We start from the raw sequence: 20,369 nt of genomic DNA, 5'->3' as shown, positions 1-20,369 counted from the left end.
GGCACACCTCGTAGACGGCCGAACGCGTCTCGTTCACGGGCCCGTTGACCCGGATTTCCGGCACGGACAGCTCGCTACGGCTAACGTTCCGTCATGACCGCAGCCCCGGTACTCGACCCGCAGCGCACGGCCCTCGTCCTCGTCGACCTCATGGACCGCCTCGTCGCGCTGCCGCTGGAACCCCGCAAGGGCGCCGAAGTGCTCGCCGCCGGGGAGGAGTTGGCGAAGCGCTTCCGTGCCGAGGGCGCGCTCGTCGTACTCGTCCGGGTCGAACGGCCCACCGTCGCCGAACAGCCACCCGGCAGCGGTCTCGTCGCCGGACTCGTGCACGACGGGGACCTGGAGGTGGTCAAGCGGACCATCGGCGCGTTCCAGGGCACGGAACTGGACGAGCGGCTGCGCGCCCATGGCGTCGACACCCTGGTGTTCGGCGGTATCGCCACCAACCTGGGCGTCGAGTCCACCGCCCGCGCCGCCGCCGACCTCGGGTACGACCTGGTCTTCGTGGAGGACGCGATGGCCGCGTTCACGGCCGCCGAACACGACGCGTCGGTACGGCTGGACTTCCCCAGACTGGGCACCGTCACCACCGTCGGACGGCTGGGCTTCGGGACGGCTGACCAGGACTGAGACCGGACCCTTTGGGCCACCCCGCCGACCGCCCGACGCACGGAGCCGACCGTTCACCGCAAACGCCCCGCGCCCCACCTTCTCAACCCACCCGCCCCGACCTACCGTCCGGCCCCATGAGCAGCCCCCCTGTCGCGCCCCCGGGCTGGAGCCGCTGGCTCGTACCGCCCGCCGCGCTCTCCGTCCACCTCTCCATCGGCCAGGCGTACGCCTGGAGCGTGTTCAAGCCACCCCTGGAATCCGCGCTGCACCTCGACGGCACCCAGAGCGCGCTGCCGTTCCAGCTGGCGATCGTGATGCTCGGTCTCTCGGCCGCGTTCGGCGGCACCCTGGTCGAGCGCAACGGCCCGCGCTGGGCGATGACCGTGGCCCTGGTCTGCTTCTCCTCCGGGTTCCTGATCTCCGCGCTGGGCGCGCAGACCCAGCAGTACTGGCTGATCGTCCTCGGCTACGGCTTCGTCGGCGGCATCGGCCTCGGCATCGGCTACATCTCGCCCGTCTCCACCCTGATGAAGTGGTTCCCGGACCGGCCCGGCATGGCCACCGGCATCGCCATCATGGGCTTCGGCGGCGGCGCCCTGATCGCCTCGCCCTGGTCGGCCCAGATGCTGGAGTCCTTCGGCACCGACCACTCCGGGATCGCGCTGGCCTTCCTCGTGCACGGCCTCGCGTACGCCGTGTTCATGTCGCTCGGGGTCCTGCTGGTCCGGGTACCGCGACCGGCCGAGCGCGCGGAGAGCGGCCCGAGCGTGGTGGAGGGCGTCCAGGTCTCGGCCCGCGGCGCGCTGCGCACTCCGCAGTTCTGGTGCCTGTGGGTCGTGCTGTGCACCAACGTCACGGCCGGGATCGGCATCCTGGAGAAGGCCGCCCCGATGATCACGGACTTCTTCGCGGACAGCTCCACGCCGGTGTCCGTGTCGGCGGCGGCCGGTTTCGTCGCCCTGCTGTCGGCGGCCAACATGGCCGGCCGGATCGGCTGGTCCTCGACCTCCGACCTCATCGGCCGCAAGAACATCTACCGCGTCTACCTCGGCGTCGGCGCGCTGACGTACCTGGTCCTCGCCCTGTTCGGCGACACCTCCAAGCCGCTGTTCGTGCTGTGCGCGCTGGTCGTCCTCTCCTTCTACGGCGGCGGCTTCGCCACGGTCCCCGCGTATCTGAAGGACCTCTTCGGCACGTACCAGGTCGGCGCCATCCACGGCCGACTGCTCACCGCCTGGTCCACCGCGGGCGTCCTCGGACCGCTGATCGTCAACTGGATCGCCGACCGGCAGGAGGCCGCGGGCAAGCACGGACCCGCGCTCTACGGCCTCTCCTTCTCCATCATGATCGGCCTGCTGCTGGTCGGCTTCGTCGCCAACGAACTCGTCCGCCCCGTCAACCCCCGCCACCACGTCCCCGCCGCCCCGAAGGAGGCCCCCGATGCCCAGCGAGAGCAGCCCGCCTGACCGGCGCGCCCTGATCGCCCTCTCCTGGCTCTGGGTGGGCGCGCCGCTCGCCTACGGGCTGTACGAACTGGTGCGGAAGGCGACACAGCTGTTCACCGGGTGAGGTGTCGGGCGCCCGTACGAGGGTCTGCGTGAAGCCGACAACGGGGATGCCCGATTCCTGTGGCTTCACGTGCCCCCGTACCCGTGAGTCACTACGCACACTGGAGGGTCCCGCCACCCACGGCAGCAACGAGGGGACCCCGACATGCACGGCTCGCGTATCGCCGCGATCGGCCACTACCAGCCCGCCAGGGTGCTCACCAACGAGGACCTGGCGCGGATGGTCGACACCAGCGACGAGTGGATCACCAGCCGGGTCGGCATCCACACCCGGCACATCGCGGGCCCCGACGAACCGGTGGACGAGCTGGCCGCACACGCCGCCGCCAAGGCCCTGGCCACCGCCGGGCTCGCCCCCGGCGACATCGACCTGGTGCTGGTCGCCACCTCCACGGCGATCGACCGCTCCCCGAACACCGCCGCACGCGTGGCGGCCCGCCTGGGCATCCCCGAGCCCGCCGCGATGGACGTCAACGTGGTCTGCGCCGGGTTCACCCACGCGCTGGCCACCGCCGACCACACCGTCCGGGCGGGCGCCGCGACCCGTGCGCTGGTGATCGGCGCGGACAAGATGTCCGAGGTCACCGACTGGACCGACCGCACCACCTGCGTCCTGGTCGGCGACGGCGCGGGCGCGGCGGTGGTCGAGGCGTGCGCGCCGGGGGAGTCGGCCGGGATCGGACCGGTGCTGTGGGGTTCGGTGCCGGAGATGGGCAACGCGGTACGGATCGAGGGCACGCCGCCGAGGTTCGCGCAGGAGGGACAGAGCGTGTACCGCTGGGCCACCACCCAGCTGCCGCCCATCGCCCGCCGGGCCTGCGAGAAGGCGGGCATCGCCCCGGCCGACCTCGCCGCGGTCGTCCTCCACCAGGCCAACCTGCGCATCATCGAGCCCCTCGCGCAGAAGATCGGCGCGGTGAACGCGGTCGTCGCCCGCGACGTCACCGAGTCCGGCAACACCTCCGCCGCGAGCATCCCCCTCGCCCTCTCCAAGCTGATCGAACAGGGCAAGGTCCGCACCGGCGACCCGGCCCTCCTCTTCGGCTTCGGCGGCAACCTGTCGTACGCGGGCCAGGTGATCCGCTGCCCGTGAGCCAGGGGTGGCCCAAGGCACAGATACGCAGGTGAAAGGCGCTCCGAAACCTTGGTATTGTTGTCCATGTCGCCGCGGGGAACACCCCCGGCCGGGTGACAGACACCTTGTCCGGGTGGCGGAATGGCAGACGCGCTAGCTTGAGGTGCTAGTGCCCTTTATCGGGCGTGGGGGTTCAAGTCCCCCCTCGGACACCAGCGAAAGACCCCAGTCCAACTGGGGTCTTTCTGTTTTCCCGGATGCGGTTTCTCCTGGCTGCGGCGCGACGGGCCCGGCGGAGTCAGGGCGCGCTGTGGAGTTCCGTCAGGGTCGCGGTGGTGTCGAAGCCGAGTACGGGGTCGGGGTCGCCGGACAGCAGGCTTTCGTAGAGGGGCCGGTAATGGGCGATCTTCCGGGGGGTGCGGCCGTCGTTGCCGTGGGCGGCGAGGAGACTCGCGCCCTGGACGGCGAAGCCGGTCATGGAGGTGTGGTCGATCCAGACCTCCACGCCGGAACGGCCGAAGGCGAGGACGGTCTCCTTGCTGCTGGAGCCGGTGAGCCAACTGCTGCGCAGCCGGGCCGTACCGGTCGTGCCGCGGGAGCGGTGGGCGAACGTCGCCCAGGAGCTCGCGCCCCCGTCCATGCGACGATCGCCCGAGACGAGTCCGGTCAGTTCGACGAAGCGCGAGAGCATGCTGAGCTGGTTGACGCCCGAGTCCATCCAGCTGGAGACGTACGAGGCGAAAGCCTGCTCGCCCTTCGGCGCGTAGGGGTCGTAGAACGCCGAGGTGACGGTCGTGACCGGGCCCCACTCGGGGTGTTCGGCGATCAGCTCCACCGCCCAGTCCACTTCGGGTGAGAAGGCGAAATGGTGCGCGGTGAAGACACGGCCGCGCACATCCACGGACTCGTCCAGGGAACGCAGCCGGGAGAGAGAGGTGAGATCGGCGGCGAGGGGCTTCTCGACCAGGACCTTGGCCGAGGACGAGGTGAGGGCCTCGACGGTCAGTTCCGTGTGGGTGTTCGTGGGAGTGGCGATCACGACCAGGTCGGGCTGGTGTGCTTCGAGGGCGTCCGAGAGGCCGCCGTAGTGGGGTGGCTCGGCCCCACGGAACGTGGGCGGTTGCTCGACATGCGGGTCCACGGTGAACTCCAGGGACACGTCGGACCGTTCGGCGAGGACGGCGAGATGCGTCTCCGCGATGGTCCCGACACCGACGAGGCCGACCTGTACGAGGTCACTCATGAAATCCCGTCCTCCTTGCGCTTCCCTGTCACCGGTCGGCCGTCACCCGGGCCCAGCGCCCCAGCGACGACTCCGGGCCGTCTACCCACTCGACGGGGGGATGGTGCCCGGCCGCCGCGTCGACACCGTCGATCCATGACGTCACGATGGGCACCCAGTAGGTGTTGCCGCCTGACGTGCGGGTGCGTTCGTCGAGTTCAGAGCGGACCCGGCGGGCGCCGTCGCGGTCGCCGGCGAGGACGTCGAGAAGGATCGCGGCCACGTCCGCCAGGTTGTGCCCGCCCGGATAGCCGATGTCGTTCGTGAGCCGACGGGTGTCGGCGACCGCACTCCATGCCGCGGCGTGATCGCCGGTCATCGCCGAGGCGACGGCCTCGGCGGAACGGATCTTGACGAGCTCGACCGGGTTGGGGACGACGTCCAGGAGTTCCCGCGCCTGGTTCGCCGCCTCGGACACGGTCGCCGCGTCGCCGGACCAGCATGCCGTCTGGGCCAGATTGGCCAGCGCCTTCGCCTCGGCGGAGGCCAGTCCCTCGTCGCGTGCCAGCGTGATCGCTTTGCCGTAGGTTGCCACGGCCTCGTCGAAGCGGGCGTTGACCCGCCAGATGTGCCCGATCAGCCGCAGCCTCTCGCCCTCGTCCGCCGCGTCACGGCCGTGCTGGCCCCTGAGCGTTTCGAGGGCGACGGCGAAGCGTCCGTTGAGGTAGTCGTAGTCGGAGAGCCAGTAGCGGGCCGCGGCATCGAACTCGCCCCCCAGAAGGCCCCGGTAGATCTCCGCCGCGCCGGTGTAGTCGCCCTCGTTGCGCAGGGCGTGCGCGCGGTGGAGGCGAACCAGCTGCGCGGTCAGACCGTCCGGGCTGAGGCCCGTGTCGGCCCTGCCCAGGACCGCGACCGCTTCCGAGGCATGGCCGGTCCGGCGGAGCAGGACCCCCTGGATCGCGGTGCGGATGGCCCGGTACTCGGGACCGCCCGCGGCATCGGCGGTGAGCCCGGCGCCGATGTCCGTCCACTGACCGGCCTCCACCAGCCGCTGAGCGGCCCGCACCATCCAGTCGTCGAAGACCCCGTACGTGCCGGACAGCTTCAGGCCGGATTCGAGGGCCTGTGTCATCGCCGCGCGCCCGGCACGCTCCCCGAGACGCTCCCCGAGGTGCCGCAGAAGCCGGGCGGCGACCCGGCTGCGGTCGTGGTCCGACCAGCCGTCCGCCAGTGCCCGGTCGGCTTCGCTGATGGCGTGCCGCAACGCCAGATGCAGGGCGTACGGCAGCTCGTAGGCGTCGTCGTGCGTGAGGAACGGGCGACGCAGGAAGCGCGCCACACAGCCGTCCGGAAGCGAGGGCTGGCCCGCCAGCAGCAGATCGGCGTCGACCCGGTCGATGAGCGCCGCGGTGCGCACCAGGTCGCGTTCCTCCCGCGAGAGGTCCCTGATCGACCGGGTGGCCACGGCCGTGAAGGAGCCACCGAAGTCGTCGACCGACGGCTGTCCGTCGCGTGCCAGCAGTTCGACGAAGTGCGAGACCGACAGATCCAGGTAGAGGGGCAGGCCCTGGCCGCCCGCGATGATGCGCTCGCGTACGTCGGCGGGCATCGCCGGTTCCTGGCTCCGGGTCACCGCCTCGCGGAGGTAGCTGTCGGCATCGGAGTCCGAGAGGTATCCGACGAGGTGCTGGCGTGGCTCGGCCGTGGTGTTGCTGAAGTGCAGGTTCGGCCAGCACTCGGGCCCGGTGAAGTCCAGCTCGCCACGCGTGGCGCTGTCCGCCCAGTCGATGCGGTTCCTTCCGGTGATCACGAACAGCACGTTCGGCATCAGGAAGACGCAGCGTTGCACGAACCGTTCCACCGCGCGGTCGGTCCGGTCGCCGAGCGCCTCGAACGTGTCGAGGAACACGCACACCCGCGGTCTGCGGTTCTGCCGTCCCCTGCGCGGCTGGCGCTCCAGGTCCCAGGCCAGCAGATAGGGGAAGTAGGACAGGGTCTCGTAGTCGGCGTCCGCCTCGACGAGTTCGGCGAACAGTTCGCATTCGGAGAGCAGCCGTCCCTCGCGGACCCGTTCGCGGATGGCCCGGTAGGTGGCCAAAGCCGCGTGGTGCGCGAGCCCCACCAGACCGCCCGCTCCGGAGGGGACCACCTGCCCGATGGCCGAGGCGATCTGTTCGTTCAGGCCGACGCTCCGCGAAGCGCGCCGGATGGCGGGCGAGGCGTCCAGGAACTCCTGCAACGGCTCTCCGGGGTGAGCGCGGGCCCAGTAGGAGGCAAGTGCCAGGTCGAAGGCCGTCCAGCGGCTCCCCAACTGCCCCAGTCCCGCGCGCAGGCGCAGCAGCAGACCTTCGATGTCACATGCGCCGTCCTCGGAGACGTCGATGCGCACGGACACGACGTCGTGCCGGTCCTCGGCGTCCGCCTCGGCGAGAAGTCGGCGCTCCAACTCCTGGGAGAGCGTCGTCTTCCCTATGCCGCCGACGCCGTAGAACGTCAGGACATTGCGACGCCCCTGCAGGCGGTCGACGACCGGTGAGATCTCGGCCGCGTCCAGTGCCTCGTGCAGCCCGTCCAGCGAGCGGCTGAACGCGGTCGTCTCGCTGACGCGGTTGGTGAACACCCGTTGTGCCGTGATGGCGGACGCCGCCCCGCCCATGAACGCGGTACGTAAGTTCACTCGTGCCATCTGATCTCCTCAGGCGGACATCGCTCGGGTCCGCACCGGGCGACCGGCGAGGGGACCCATCCGTCAGGTGACCGTAGCGCGATCACGCCTGGTCCCGAAACAGTGCGCTGCTGGCGCGAGACGCGTCGGCCGCCCGGTCCGGCGGAGCCTGGCCGGGATTGTGGAACCGCCACCCTCTTGTTATCGTCACTTCGACATTAACTGGAGGGGTGGGGACGCCATGGCTGTTTCGGATGTTCTTGGTGGCCTGGTCGCGCCGTTGAATCATGAGTTGTTCAGGCTCGGCCAAGACGCCGTCACCTGGGCCGAGTTGCTCGGCTTCGTCACCGGTGCGGTGTGCGTGTGGCTGTGTGTGCGGGCCAGTGTGTGGAACTTCCCGGTGGGGATCGCCAACAACCTGTTCTTCCTGGTGCTGTTCTGGAGCGCCCGGCTCTACGCGGACGCCTCCCTCCAGGTCGTCTACTTGGTGCTCGCCGCGTACGGCTGGCTGATCTGGCTGCGTGGCGGCGAGCGGCGCTCCCGCCGACGCATGGGTCACGCCTCCCGCTCCACCCTGTACCTCCTGCTGGCCCTGCTGGTGCCGGTCACCTGGGGACTGACCGTGCTGCTGACCCGCGCGCACGACTCCGCGCCCTTCTGGGACGCCCTGACCACGGCACTGTCGCTGGCCGCGCAATGGCTGCTCAACGCCAAGCAGATCGAGAACTGGTACTTCTGGATCGCCGCCGACCTCGTGTACATCCCGCTGTACTTCAGCAAGGGACTGGACCTCACCGGCATCGTCTACGTGCTCTTCCTGGCGATGTGCCTGGTCGGCTGGCGTTCCTGGCGACGCGAGTTGGCGACGCCCATGGCGGAAGCCGGACGGACGGTGACCGCGTGAGCGCCCGCTTCGCCCACGGGCTGGTGATCGGCAAGTTCTACCCGCCGCACTCCGGCCACCACTTCCTGATCCGCGCCGCGGCCGACGCCTGCGACGCCGTCACGGTGGTCGTGATGGCGGCCGGCCAGGAGTCGATCCCGTTGGAGCAGCGCGTCGCCTGGATACGGGAGCACTGGGCCGATGATCCGCACGTGGCGGTCGTGGGCATCGTCGACGATCTGCCGGTCGACTACGAGAGTGAGGTGGCTTGGGACGGGCATGTCGGCCTGATGCGCCAGGCCCTCGCCCTGGGGCCGCACACCCCTGCCGTGGACGCGGTGTTCAGCTCCGAGCCCTACGGCACCGAACTCGCCCGCCGTTTCGACGCCGCCCCCGTGCTGCTGGACCTCGACCGGGGCACCTTCGCCGTCTCCGGTACGCAGGTCCGCGCGGACCCCGTCGCCCACTGGGCGGAGATCGAGCTGCCGGTCCGGGCGTGGCTGGCCCGCCGGGTCGTCGTGGTCGGCGCGGAGTCCACCGGCACCACCACCCTCTCCCGCGACCTGGCCGACGCCCTGCGCACCCGGGGCGGCCCGCACGCGCTCACCCGCTGGGTACCGGAGTACGGCAGGGAGTTGACCGTCGCCAAACTCGCCCGCGCCCGCGCGCTGGCGGACCCGGCGACGCCCCCGCCGTCCGTGGTGGACCTGGAGTGGGACGACGCCGACTTCGAGCTCGTCGCCCGCCGCCAGAACCACGCCGAACAGCGGGCGGCCCGCGGCGGCGGCCCGGTGCTCGTGTGCGACACCGACGCCCTGGCCACCACCATCTGGCAGGAGCGCTACCGCGGCCGCACCACCACCCCCGTCCGGGACCTCGCCCGCGCCATGCCCCCGCGCGCCCTCTACCTGCTCACCTCCGACAAGGACGTCCCCTTCGACGACGACGGCCTCCGCGACGGCGAACACCTCCGCGGCTGGATGACCGACCGCTTCCGCGAGACCCTCACCACCTCCGGCGTCCCCTGGCTGGAACTCCACGGCGACCGCCCGGCCCGCCTGACCCGCGCCCTCGGCGCCGTGGACGGCCTCCTGGCCGACGGCTGGCCTCTGGCGGACCCCCTCGGCTGACCGGCGCGCACCCGCTCAGGCGTGCGGCCAGACCGTCACGTCCGTCATGAGGAAGCCCACTTCGGGCGACACCGTCGACTTGACCTGGACGACCAGCAGGGCGATGTCGCCCGCGCGGTCCCTGGCGCAGATCTCGCTCCCCGCGGCCACGGCCGCCAGGGGCAGGTGGTGGCTGGTGGCGTGCCGGAGTTCGAACTCGCACAAGTCGTAGGTGGCGCCCGGCTCACCGACACGGGGGAGGAGCACGCTGCCGCGGCTCTCCAGGGAGCACTTCTGGGCGCCGCAGGTGAAGCGGATGTCGCCCTTGCGATCATTCCGGACGGCCGACTCTCCGAGGTTCAGGGAGTTCGTGGCGTCCAGGTACTGGAGGGGCTCGGCGATGGGCTGTGGCGTCGCGGGGGCGGTCGGGGAGGGGCGGGGCGAGGCTTCGACCGCGTCGCCCACGGAGCCAGAGCCGGAGCCGGAGCCGGAGCCGAAGCCAGAGCCAGAGCCAGAGCCTGTGACGCCTGTTCCCGTCCCCGCTCGCGCCGCACCGGCGCCCGGCCGCTGCGAACCCGTGGCCGTGGAAGCGTGGGACCCGTCCCCCGTGCTCAGCGCCGTCCACGCCAGGCCCCCCAGCAGCGCCAGGGAGATGACGGCACCGAGTGCGACCGCGATCAGCGCCATACGCGTCCTGCGGGACATCGGCTCGGCAGGCGGCGGCGCGTACGGCCAGTGGGCCGGGGCGGGCGGGAGTATTCGGGTCGAAGGAGCGAGGGGCGCCGGAACCGTCAGTTCGGACCCCCTGATCTCCCGCCAGACGGACGGCCCTTCCATGCCCGCCGCGTCGGGGCCGAGTCGTTCTCCGCACCACTGGACGATGTCCGCCAAAGTGGCCCGTTCCTCCGGCTCGGCGGCCAGGCACCGGGCGAACAGCGGGCGCAGCTCCTCCGGCAGGAGTGACAGTTCGGGCGCCGCGTGGACGATCCGGTACAGCACGGCGGGCAACGAGCCATCGCCGTAGAGCGGTTCACCCAGAACCGCGAACGCCGCCGTCTGGCCGAGGGCGAAGACGTCCGTCGCCGCGGTGACCTCGTCCCCGGACGCCTGCTCGGGGGCCATGAACACGGGCGTGCCCATGGCGGCACCGGTGGCGGTGAAGGACGTGGCGTCGGCGGCCAGGGAGATGCCGAAGTCGATGACGCGGGGGCCGTCGGTGGCCAGCAGGACGTTCGACGGCTTGAGGTCCCGGTGCACGATCCCGGCCTCGTGGATCGCCTGGAGCGCCTCGGCCACGCCCGCCATCAGCCACAGCACGGCCGGGACCGGCAGCGGCCCGCGCTCGGCGACCGCGTCCGCCAGGGAGGGCCCCGGCACGTACAGCGTGGCGAGCCAGGGCGGTTCGGCCTCCGGGTCGGCGTCGATCAACTCCGCGGTGTACGCGCCCCGGACGCGGCGGGCCGCCGCGATCTCCCGGCGGAACCGGCGCCGGAACGCGGGGTCGTCGGCCAGCTCCGACCGTACGACCTTGATCGCCACCGGTCGGCCGCCCTGCGTGTGCGACAGATAGACCCGGCCCATCCCGCCCGCGCCGATCCTGGCGGCCAGCCGGTATCCCCCCACCACGACCGGATCGTCCGCCTGCAACGGCCGGAACGCCTCACTGGACGTGTTCATCGACTCTCCCCCTGCTGCGTCCGGCCCCGGAAACGCGTTCCAGGGCAGAACAGTTGACGGGTGATCTTCTCAGAACGCGAGACCCCCGCACCTACCCGTGCCGCATCCCTTGACGCACCCCCCTCCGGCGGATTAACTCACGTCCTAAATTAAGCCCTGAGAAGCCCACGCGGTTTTCGGGGCCTCTCTCCCGGAAAGGGACAGCTGGAGCCATGCGCAGCATCCGAGCCGCGGCCACAGGCGCCGTCGTCATGTCTCTCGCCCTCGCGGCAACGGCGTGCGGAGGAGGTACGGGCAGTGGGGACGGGGCCGGTGGTTCGTCCAAGACGCTGACCTACTGGGCCTCCAACCAGGGCGCCAGCGTCGCCGTGGACAAGCAGGTACTCCAGCCCGAGCTGGACAAGTTCGAGCAGCAGACCGGCATCAAGGTCAAGGTCGAGGTCGTGCCCTGGTCCGATCTGCTCAACCGCATCCTCACCGCCACCACCTCCGGCCAGGGCCCCGATGTGCTGAACATCGGCAACACCTGGAGCGCCTCCCTCCAGGCGACCGGCGCGCTGCTGCCCTGGGACGCCAAGAACTTCGCCAAGATCGGCGGACGGGACCGCTTCGTCGACCCCGCGCTCGGCTCCACCGGCGCCGAGGGCAAGGACCCGGCCGCCGTACCGCTGTACTCGATGTCGTACGCCCTCTACTACAACAAGCAGATCTTCGCCGACGCCGGGATAGCCGGGCCCCCGGCCACCTGGGACGAACTCGTCGCGGACGGCGCCAAGATCAGGGCCAAGGGCAAGTCCGTGCTCGGCGCCGAGGGTTCGAACCTCTCCGAGAACATCCACCACGTCTTCGTCTTCGCCAAGCAGCACGACGCCGACTTCTTCTCCGCCGACGGCAAGCCCGACTTCACCAACCCCAAGGTGGTCGACGCCGTCAAGCAGTACGTCGACCTCATGGCCAAGGACAAGGTCATCCCGCCGGGCAACGCCGAGTACGCGCAGAACCAGTCCGTCAGCGACTTCGCCAAGGGCAAGCAGGCCATGCTGCTCTGGCAGTCCGCCGCCGCCAACCTCAAGTCCCAGGGCATGAAGGACGACGCCTACGGTGTCGCCCCCGTCCCCGTCCAGAAGGGTGCCCCCGGACCCGGCGCCCAGGTCAACTCGATGGCCGCGGGCATCAACATCGCCGTCTTCAAGGACAGCCACAACCTCGACGGCGCCACCGAGTTCGTGAAGTTCATGACCAGCGACGCCGAGCAGAAGATCCTCAACAAGGCGTACAGCTCCATCCCGCCGGTCAAGGCCGCGCAGGCGGACTCGGCGTTCGACGGGCCGTCCACCGCCGTGCTGAAGGACACCCTCGCCAAGAGCGCCGCCGCGCTGCCGCAGGTCGCCACCGAGTCGCAGTTCGAGACGGCCGTCGGCACCGCGGTGAAGGACCTGTTCGCCGACGCCGCCGCCGGGCGCGCGGTCACCACCGCCTCCGTCAAGGCCAAGCTGGAGAAGGCCCAGCAGCAGATGCCGGCGGCCTGACGTCCATGACCTCCACCGTTCTCGAGGAACCGGTGCGCGAGGACACCCCCGGTGCGGCGCGCGGCCCGCGCCGCACCGGGCGGTCCCGCCGCACCGCGCTCCCGTACCTGCTCCTGCTGCCCGCCCTGGTCTTCGAACTCCTCGTCCATCTGGTCCCGATGGTCATCGGCACCCTGATGAGCTTCCGGGCCATCACCCGCTTCACCCTGCGCGACTGGAGCAACGCTCCCTGGAACGGCCTCAGTAACTACCGCGTGGCCGTGGACTTCGACGCCCCCGCCGGTGAGGCGCTGCTGCGCTCGTTCGCCGTCACCGTCGGCTTCACCCTGCTCTCCGTCGCCCTGTGCTGGGCGCTCGGCACCGCCGCCGCCGTCTTCATGCAGGACACCTTCCGGGGCCGCGGCATCCTGCGGGCCCTGTTCCTGGTGCCGTACGCGCTGCCCGTCTACGCGGCCGTCATCACCTGGGTGTTCATGTTCCAGCACGACAACGGCCTGGTGAACCACGTCCTGCACGACCAGCTGCACCTCACCGACAAGCCGTCCTTCTGGCTCATCGGCGACAACAGCTTCTACGCCCTGCTCACCGTCTCGGTGTGGAAGGGCTGGCCGTTCGCCTTCCTCATCGTGATGGCCGGGCTGCAGAACATCCCGCGCGAACTCTACGAAGCCGCCGCCCTGGACGGCGCCGGACTGTGGCAGCAGATCCGCCGCATCACCCTGCCGTCCCTGCGCCCGGTCAACCAGGTACTGGTCCTGGTGCTGTTCCTCTGGACGTTCAACGACTTCAACACGCCCTACGTCCTGTTCGGCCGGGCGGCACCCGAAGCGGCCGACCTCATCTCCGTGCACATCTACCAAACCACCTTCCTCACCTGGGACTTCGGCACCGGCTCCGCCATGTCCGTCCTGCTGCTGCTCTTCCTGCTGGCCGTGACCGGCGGATACCTGCTGTTCACCTCACGCGGAAGGAGGGCCGGAAATGGCTGACTCGTCGCCCATGGCGCCCCCGCGTTCGTTCCTCTGGTCCCGCCGGATCTTCCTCACCCTGCTCACCGGCTTCGTCCTGCTGCCCGTCTATGTGATGGTCTCCAGCTCGCTCAAGCCGCTCGCCGATGTCACCGACAAGTTCCGCTGGATTCCCAGTGAGTTGACGATCCGGCCGTACATCGACATCTGGTCCACGGTGCCGCTCGCCCGGTACTTCGTGAACTCGCTGATCGTCGCGGGCTCGGCCACGATCTGCTCGGTCGTCATCGCCGTCTTCGCGGCCTACGCCGTCAGCCGCTACGACTTCCGGGGCAAGCGCGTCTTCACGGTCACCGTGCTGTCCACGCAGATGTTCCCCGGCATCCTCTTCCTGCTCCCGCTGTTCCTGATCTACATCAACATCGGCAACGCCACCGGGATCGCCCTGTTCGGCTCGCGCGGCGGGCTGATCCTGACCTACCTGACCTTCTCGCTGCCGTTCTCCATCTGGATGCTGATCGGGTACTTCGACTCGGTGCCGCGCGACCTCGACGAGGCGGCCCTCGTGGACGGCTGCGGCCCGCTCGGCGCCCTCTTCCGGGTCGTGGTACCCGCGGCGGTCCCCGGCATCGTCGCCGTCGCCGTCTACGCCTTCATGACCGCGTGGGGAGAAGTGCTCTTCGCGTCCGTGATGACCAACGACACCACCCGCACCCTCGCCGTCGGACTCCAGGGCTACTCCACCCTCTACGACGTCTACTGGAACCAGATCATGGCCGCCTCGCTCGTCGTCAGCGTCCCCGTGGTCGCCGGGTTCCTGCTGCTCCAGCGCTATCTCGTCACCGGACTGACGGCGGGCGCCGTCAAGTGACCGACTCCCCGCACCTCGAAGGGACTTCCATGTCCGAGCCCATCGACCTCGCCGCCCTCCCGGACAACTTCCGCTGGGGCACGGCCACTTCGGCGTACCAGATCGAGGGCGCCGTCACCGAGGACGGCCGCTCGCCGTCGATCTGGGACACCTTCTCGCACACCCCCGGCAAGATCGACGGCGACGACAACGGCGACACCGCCTGCGACCACTACCACCGCTGGCGCGACGACCTCGGCCTGATGCGCCAACTGGGCGTCGACACCTACCGGTTGTCGGTCGCCTGGCCGCGCGTGATGCCCGGCGGCGACGGCCCGGTCAACCCCAAGGGGCTGGCCTTCTACGACGAGTTGACCGACGCGCTGCTGGAGGCGGGCATCACCCCCTCCGTCACCCTCTACCACTGGGACCTGCCGCAGGTGCTCCAGGACCGGGGCGGCTGGCCGGAGCGGGACACCGCCGAACACTTCGCCGCGTACGCCTCCGCCGTCGCCGAACGCCTCGGCGACCGCGTCACCCACTGGGCCACCCTCAACGAACCCCTCTGCTCGGCCTGGATCGGCCACCTCGAAGGCAAGATGGCCCCCGGCTGGACCGACCTCACCGCGGCCGTCCGCGCCTCCTACCACCTGCTCCTCGGCCACGGCCTCGCCACCCAGGCGATCCGCGCCGCCGCGCCCGACGCCGAGATCGGCATCGTCACCAACCTCTCCACCGTGCACGCCGCCACCGACAGCCCCGAGGACATGGCCGCCGCGCACCGGCAGGACGGCCACGTCAACCGCTGGTGGCTCGACCCGGTGCACGGCCGGGGCTTCCCCGCCGACATGGTCGAGGTGTACGGCGTGGAACTGCCGCAGAAGCCGGGCGACTTGGAGATCATCGCCACCCCGCTGGACTGGCTGGGCCTGAACTACTACATGCCGGCCCACGTCGCCGACGACCCCAAGGGGCCCGCCCCGTACGCCCGTTCCGTGCGCCGTGAGGGCGTACCGCGTACCGGCATGGACTGGGAGATCGACGCGAGCGGCATCGAGACGCTGCTGCTGCGCCTCACCGAGGAGTACGGCGCCCGCAAGATCTACGTCACCGAGAACGGCTCGTCCTTCCCCGACCTGGTCGGCCCGGACGGCACCGTCGACGACCCCGAGCGCCGGGCCTACCTCGAGAGCCACCTCGCCGCCTGCGCCTCCGCCGCCCGCAAGGGCGCCCCGCTCGCGGGCTACTTCGCCTGGTCCCTGATGGACAACTTCGAGTGGGCGTACGGCTACGACAAGCGCTTCGGCCTCTTCCACGTCGACTACGCGACCCAGGCCCGCACGATCAAGGCCAGCGGGCGCCGGTACGCGGAGATCATCGACACCCACCGCAAGCTCGGGCGCCGCGCCGCCTGAGCCACCCGGGGCGGGCGCGCTCCCCCGTGCCCGCCCCCCGCCTTCCATGTGACACGCACCAGGCACCGAACTGTCCAGGCACCCCGCACCGCCGACAGATCCTCCCGAGGAGAGCCGCATGCCGTCACGCACCCCCCGCACCCTGCTCACCGCACTCGCCGCCGTCGCCCTGCTCGCCGGGACCACGGCCCTGACCGCCCCCGCCACCGCCGCACCGGCCGCCGCTGCCGCCACCTGGGACACCGACCGCGCCGCCACCGCCTACGCCGCCGACCCCGTCGCCGTCACCGCCTCCGGCAGCGAGAACGCCGGGACCGCCGCCGCGCTCGCCTTCGACGGCAACGGCACCACCCGCTGGTCCAGCAACTTCGCCGACGACGCCTGGATTCGCGTCGACCTCGGCAGCACGATCCGCGTCGACCGCGTGGTCCTCGACTGGGAGGCCGCGTACGGCAAGAGATACGTGCTGGAGGTCTCCCGCAACGGCACCGACTGGACGCCGTTCTACACCGAGACCGCGGGCACCGGCGGCTCCGTCACCGCGCACACCTACCCGCAGGAGGTGACCGGCCGCTACGTCCGTCTCCGCGGCCTCGAACGCGCCACGCCCTACGGCTACTCGCTCTACTCCTTCAAGGTCTACGGCGGCGAACCCGCGCCCGCCTCCACCACCCGCACCAACCTCGCGCTCAACCACCCGGCGTACTCCAACCTCTACCAACACGCGGGCAACTCACCGGCGTTCGTCACCGACGGCGGCTGGCCCGCCAACCTCAAGGGCGACAGCACCCGTTGGTCCAGCGACTGGAACGCCGACCGCTGGGTGTCGGTCGACCTCGGCGCCAGCTCCACGATCTCCTCCGTCGACCTCTACTGGGAGTCGGCCTACGCCGTCGACTACCTGCTCCAGGTCTCCGACGACAACCGCACCTGGCGCACGGTGCACCAGCCGTCCGCCGCCGAGGTCTCCGCCCGCCGCGCCAACGTCCAGGCCCCCGGCGACGCGGCCGGACTGCACGACACGGTCACCCTCCCGACCCCGGCCACCGGCCGCTACGTCCGCATGCTCGGCAAGGAGCGCCGCTCCTTCTACAACCCGGCGCCCTACACCGCGCAATTCGGCTACTCCCTCTACGAGTTCCAGGTCTGGGGCACGGGTGGCAGCGCCTCGGCCGCCTACCCGGCACTCTCCGCCGACCAGTCAGGCACCTACCAGACCACGTTCTTCGACGACTTCACCGGTACGGCCCTCGACCGCGCCAAGTGGCGTGTGGTGCGCACCGGTTCCGAGATGGGCTCGGTCAACGGTGAGTCCCAGGCGTACGTCGACTCCGCCGACAACATCCGTACCGAGAACGGCGAGTTGATCCTCCGGGCGAAGTACTGCAAGGGCTGCACCAAGGCGGGCGGCGGCACGTACGACTTCACCTCCGGCCGCGTCGACACCAACACCAAGTTCGACTTCAGCTACGGCAAGGTCAGCGCCCGGATGAAGCTGCCGGTCGGCGACGGTTTCTGGCCCGCCTTCTGGCTGCTGGGCAGCAACGTGGACGACCCGTCCGTCTCCTGGCCCGCGTCCGGCGAGACCGACATCATGGAGAACATCGGTTACGGCGACTGGACCAGCTCCGCGCTGCACGGGCCCGGCTACTCGGCCGACGGCAACATCGGCGCCCGCCAGACCTACCCGAACGGCGGCCGCGCCGACCAGTGGCACACCTACGCCGCCGAGTGGACGCCGACCGCGATGCGGTTCTACGTCGACGACCGCCTCGTCCAGGAGACCACCCGCAACAAGCTGGAATCGACGCGGGGGAAGTGGGTGTTCGACCACAACCAGTACGTCATCCTGAACCTCGCCCTGGGCGGCGCCTACCCGGCAGGCTGGAACCAGGTCACCTCGCCGTACTGGGGGTTGCCGCAGTCCAGCGTGGACCGGATCGCCGCCGGGGGAGTGCAGGCGGAGGTGGACTGGGTGCGGGTGGAGCAGAAGCGGTAGCCGCACGGCGTCCGACGTCCGGCGGATACTCTTTCGGCACAGGCCAGTTCGGTGACTGCCGTGTTTCTCGCGCCGGAGGAGTGTCCGTGCAGATCGACACCAGCAAGCCCCATCCCGCCCGCGTCTACGACTGGCTGCTGGGCGGTAAGGACAACTACCCGGTCGACCAGCGGATAGGGGAGACGCTGCCCGAACAGTCCCGGCGCAGCGCGGCCCGCAACCGGGAGTTCATGCACCGCGCCTCCGCATGGCTGGCGGCGCGGGGCATCGACCAGTTCCTCGACATCGGCACCGGCATCCCCACCGAGCCCAACCTGCACCAGATCGTCCAGGCGATCCGCCCGGAGTCGAGGATCGTCTACGTCGACAACGACCCGATCGTGCTGCGCCACGCCGAAGCACTCCTGGTCAGCACCCCGGAGGGCGCGACGGATTACATCCACGCCGACGTACGCCACCCGGAGGCGATCCTCGCCCACGCCCGCGAACGCCTGGACTTCGACCGCCCCGTAGCCCTCTCCCTCATCGCCCTCATGCATTTCCTCCCCGACACCGAGAACCCCTACGCCCTCACCCGCACCCTCCTCTCCGCCCTCCCGTCCGGCAGCTACCTGGTCCTCTCCCACGGCACGGCCGACCAACACCCCGACCTCCGCCAACAGGTCGAGGACGCCTACAAGAAGGGCACGATCCCGCTGCGCATGCGCACCCGAGCAGAGGTGGAACCCTTCTTCTCCGGCCTCGAACTGGTCGACCCCGGTCTGGTGTTCGCCACGGAGTGGTACCAGGAGGAGCCTGCACCTGTGCAGGAGCGGAGCGGGTTCTATGTGGGGGTGGCGCGGGTTCCCTAGGCTCAGCGGACGGCCAGCTCCAGCACCGCGGTCTGTACGGCAGCCGTCTCCTGGGGCTGTGCCTCCGGCATGACCGCCGTAGCCCGCCCATGCCGCCACAACCACACCACATCCCGCCCGAACGACCACACCAACGACCCCAAGGCCAGCAGGACCACGGCGAGTTCCGCCGGGTGCGGGAGCAGGGACGAGCCGGCTATGAGGAGGGCTATGCCCTGGACGGCGGCGACGGTTTTGCGGGCGAAGGACGGGGGGAGGGGGGCGTTCAGCCAGGGGGCGAAGCGGGCGGCGGCGACGAAGGCGTAGCGCATCGCGCCTATCAGGAGGACCCAGGGGCCGAGGCGGGTGGCGACGTAGACGCTGAGGACGAGTATCAGGAACGCGTCCACCTCCATGTCGAAGCGGGCGCCGAGCGCGCTGGAGGTGCCGGTGCGGCGGGCGACCTTGCCGTCGACGCCGTCCAGGAGGAGGGCGACGGCCGTCAGGCCGACCAGGAGCGTGACCGGCGGGGCGCTGCTGAAGGAGTCCGCGACCAGCGCGGTGACCCCGCCGACCAGGGCGGCCCGGCCGAGGGTGACCCGGTTCGCCGGGCCGAAGGAGCGCAGCGCGGAGCGGTGCAGGGCGCGCGAGAGCACCGCCCAGGTGGCGAACGCGAAGGCGAGCCCCGACAGCCAGCCGGCCACCCCCAAGCCGATGGCCGTGCCGAGCAGGGCGAGCAGCAGGATCTGTACGGCCGCTCCCACGGCCGTCTCCTGCTGGAGCCTCGCGTCATACGTGTTGTTCAGGGCCACCGCGCATCCTCCGGCCGAGTGACAGAGTCGATCAAGGCCGCGTACTGTGCGCGGCCTGTGCCCTTCTCGGTACGTGAGCAAGTTCCCGATCGTTCAGGAGGATGCCGATGAACCCCGCCGCCCGCGCGTTCTGGCTCAGCTCACCCGGCCACGGCGAGCTGCGCGAGGTCACCCTCCCTGAGCCCGGCGAGGGTGAGGTGCTGGTGCGTGCTCTGTACTCCGGAGTCAGCCGGGGCACCGAGACCCTGGTGTTCCGCGGCGGCGTTCCGGTGAGCCAACACGACGTGATGCGGGCGCCGTTCCAGGAGGGCGAGTTCCCGGCCCCGGTGAAGTACGGCTATCTGAGCGTCGGCGTCGTCGAGCGCGGGCCCGATGCGCTGATCGGCCGTACGGTCTTCTGTCTCCACCCGCACCAGAGCCGTTACGTCGTTCCGGTGAGCGCCGTGACCGTCGTACCCGAACAGGTGCCCGCCGCGCGGGCCGTGCTCGCCGGGACCGTGGAGACCGCCGTGAACGCGCTGTGGGACGCCGCCCCGCAGCTCGGGGACCGGATCAGCGTGGTCGGAGGCGGCATGATCGGCTGCTCGGTCGCCGCCCTGCTCGCCCGGTTCCCCGGCATCCGGCTCCAGCTGGTCGACGCCGACCCGGCCCGCGCCGAGACCGCCAAGGCCCTCGGCGTCGACTTCGCCACCCCCGACGCGGCCACCGGCGAGCGCGACCTCGTCATCCACGCCAGCGCCACCGAACCGGGCCTGACCCGCGCCCTGGAACTCCTCGCCCCCGAGGGCACCGTCGTCGAGCTGAGCTGGTACGGCGACCGGCGCGTCACCCTGCCGCTCGGCGAGGCGTTCCACTCCCGTCGGCTCACCCTGCGCGGCAGCCAGGTCGGCACCGTCTCCCCGGCCGCCCGCCCCGGCCGGGGTTACGCCGAACGGATGACCCTCGCCCTGGAACTGCTCGCCGACCCCGCACTGGACGCGCTCATCACCGGGGAGAGCGACTTCGACGAACTCCCGGCGCTGATGCCCCGCCTGACGAGGGGCGAGATCCCCGCCCTGTGTCACCGCATCCGGTACCCCGACCCGGCCTGACCTGAGAAAAGAGTGAGACAGGGCTGAACACGGGGAAGCCAAGAGCCGTACTGGTAGGCAACCC

Annotated in this window: 17 protein-coding genes and 1 tRNA gene; 14 read left to right on the top strand and 4 right to left on the bottom strand. The window is 70.7% G+C overall.

Going from position 1 to position 20,369, the window contains the following annotated elements:
• Positions 1-93: 93 nt before the first annotated feature.
• The 5 genes from ACI2LY_RS05755 to ACI2LY_RS05735 all read left to right on the top strand — a co-directional run bounded on the left by ACI2LY_RS05755 (position 94) and on the right by ACI2LY_RS05735 (position 3,470).
• Positions 94-630, top strand: a complete 537-nt coding sequence (locus tag ACI2LY_RS05755) for an isochorismatase family protein (protein WP_404706030.1) — start codon at positions 94-96, stop codon at positions 628-630.
• 116 nt (positions 631-746) lie between these two features.
• Positions 747-2,078: an OFA family MFS transporter gene (locus ACI2LY_RS05750; protein ID WP_404706029.1), complete on the top strand. Its 1,332-nt coding sequence runs from the start codon at positions 747-749 to the stop codon at positions 2,076-2,078.
• The gene (locus ACI2LY_RS05745; protein ID WP_267881266.1) at positions 2,053-2,181 is read left to right on the top strand and encodes a hypothetical protein; all 129 of its coding nucleotides are present in this window, start codon (positions 2,053-2,055) and stop codon (positions 2,179-2,181) included. The genes ACI2LY_RS05750 and ACI2LY_RS05745 overlap by 26 nt, the downstream gene beginning before the upstream one ends.
• Before the next feature lie 144 nt (positions 2,182-2,325).
• Positions 2,326-3,273, top strand: coding sequence for a beta-ketoacyl-ACP synthase III (locus tag ACI2LY_RS05740; protein ID WP_393911581.1), 948 nt, complete (start codon positions 2,326-2,328; stop codon positions 3,271-3,273).
• Between the two features lie 109 nt (positions 3,274-3,382).
• Positions 3,383-3,470 (top strand) — tRNA-Leu (locus tag ACI2LY_RS05735).
• Positions 3,471-3,553: 83 nt separating this feature from the next.
• On the opposite strand, the gene ACI2LY_RS05730 is transcribed toward ACI2LY_RS05735, so the two are convergent.
• Positions 3,554-4,498, bottom strand: coding sequence for a Gfo/Idh/MocA family protein (locus ACI2LY_RS05730; protein WP_404706028.1), 945 nt, complete (start codon positions 4,496-4,498; stop codon positions 3,554-3,556).
• Between the two features lie 28 nt (positions 4,499-4,526).
• The gene (locus ACI2LY_RS05725; RefSeq protein ID WP_404706027.1) at positions 4,527-7,163 is read right to left on the bottom strand and encodes a hypothetical protein; all 2,637 of its coding nucleotides are present in this window, start codon (positions 7,161-7,163) and stop codon (positions 4,527-4,529) included.
• Between the two features lie 220 nt (positions 7,164-7,383).
• On the opposite strand from ACI2LY_RS05725, the gene pnuC reads away from it, so the two are divergent.
• Positions 7,384-8,046 carry a nicotinamide riboside transporter PnuC gene (pnuC, locus tag ACI2LY_RS05720; RefSeq protein ID WP_404706026.1) on the top strand — a complete coding sequence of 221 codons (663 nt, stop codon included), beginning with the start codon at positions 7,384-7,386 and terminating at the stop codon, positions 8,044-8,046.
• Positions 8,043-9,155 carry an AAA family ATPase gene (locus ACI2LY_RS05715; protein WP_404706025.1) on the top strand — a complete coding sequence of 371 codons (1,113 nt, stop codon included), beginning with the start codon at positions 8,043-8,045 and terminating at the stop codon, positions 9,153-9,155. Before pnuC ends, ACI2LY_RS05715 begins: the two co-directional genes overlap by 4 nt.
• A 15-nt stretch (positions 9,156-9,170) precedes the next feature.
• On the opposite strand, the gene ACI2LY_RS05710 is transcribed toward ACI2LY_RS05715, so the two are convergent.
• Complete coding sequence (locus ACI2LY_RS05710; RefSeq protein ID WP_404706024.1) at positions 9,171-10,811, bottom strand: protein kinase; 1,641 nt, start codon at positions 10,809-10,811, stop codon at positions 9,171-9,173.
• A gap of 212 nt (positions 10,812-11,023) precedes the next feature.
• Between ACI2LY_RS05710 and ACI2LY_RS05705 the strand changes: the two genes are divergently transcribed.
• From ACI2LY_RS05705 to ACI2LY_RS05680, 6 genes are all read left to right on the top strand, one after another.
• Positions 11,024-12,340 carry an ABC transporter substrate-binding protein gene (locus ACI2LY_RS05705; protein WP_404706023.1) on the top strand — a complete coding sequence of 439 codons (1,317 nt, stop codon included), beginning with the start codon at positions 11,024-11,026 and terminating at the stop codon, positions 12,338-12,340.
• A gap of 5 nt (positions 12,341-12,345) precedes the next feature.
• Positions 12,346-13,329, top strand: a complete 984-nt coding sequence (locus ACI2LY_RS05700; protein WP_404706022.1) for a carbohydrate ABC transporter permease — start codon at positions 12,346-12,348, stop codon at positions 13,327-13,329.
• A gap of 10 nt (positions 13,330-13,339) precedes the next feature.
• The gene (locus ACI2LY_RS05695; RefSeq protein ID WP_404706485.1) at positions 13,340-14,179 is read left to right on the top strand and encodes a carbohydrate ABC transporter permease; all 840 of its coding nucleotides are present in this window, start codon (positions 13,340-13,342) and stop codon (positions 14,177-14,179) included.
• 29 nt (positions 14,180-14,208) lie between these two features.
• Positions 14,209-15,573, top strand: a complete 1,365-nt coding sequence (locus ACI2LY_RS05690) for a GH1 family beta-glucosidase (protein WP_404706021.1) — start codon at positions 14,209-14,211, stop codon at positions 15,571-15,573.
• Between the two features lie 118 nt (positions 15,574-15,691).
• A complete protein-coding gene (locus ACI2LY_RS05685; protein WP_404706020.1) occupies positions 15,692-17,572 on the top strand; it encodes a discoidin domain-containing protein in 1,881 nt (626 codons plus the stop codon).
• An 86-nt stretch (positions 17,573-17,658) separates the two neighbouring features.
• On the top strand, positions 17,659-18,423 hold the full coding sequence (locus ACI2LY_RS05680; RefSeq protein ID WP_404706019.1) for an SAM-dependent methyltransferase: 765 nt from the start codon (positions 17,659-17,661) through the stop codon (positions 18,421-18,423).
• A 2-nt stretch (positions 18,424-18,425) separates the two neighbouring features.
• Here the strand turns inward: ACI2LY_RS05680 and ACI2LY_RS05675 are convergent, their stop codons facing one another.
• Positions 18,426-19,214 carry a CDP-alcohol phosphatidyltransferase family protein gene (locus ACI2LY_RS05675; protein WP_404706018.1) on the bottom strand — a complete coding sequence of 263 codons (789 nt, stop codon included), beginning with the start codon at positions 19,212-19,214 and terminating at the stop codon, positions 18,426-18,428.
• 107 nt (positions 19,215-19,321) lie between these two features.
• Here ACI2LY_RS05675 and ACI2LY_RS05670 point away from each other — a divergent pair, with 107 nt between their 5' ends.
• Positions 19,322-20,305: a dehydrogenase gene (locus ACI2LY_RS05670; RefSeq protein WP_404706017.1), complete on the top strand. Its 984-nt coding sequence runs from the start codon at positions 19,322-19,324 to the stop codon at positions 20,303-20,305.
• Positions 20,306-20,369 lie beyond the last annotated feature (64 nt).

It is taken from the genome of Streptomyces sp. NPDC002176, from assembly GCF_044903645.1.
Lineage (GTDB): Bacteria > Actinomycetota > Actinomycetes > Streptomycetales > Streptomycetaceae > Streptomyces.
The sequence above is the reverse complement of the archived record's forward strand: the minus strand, read 5'-3'. Positions and strand labels throughout refer to the sequence as shown.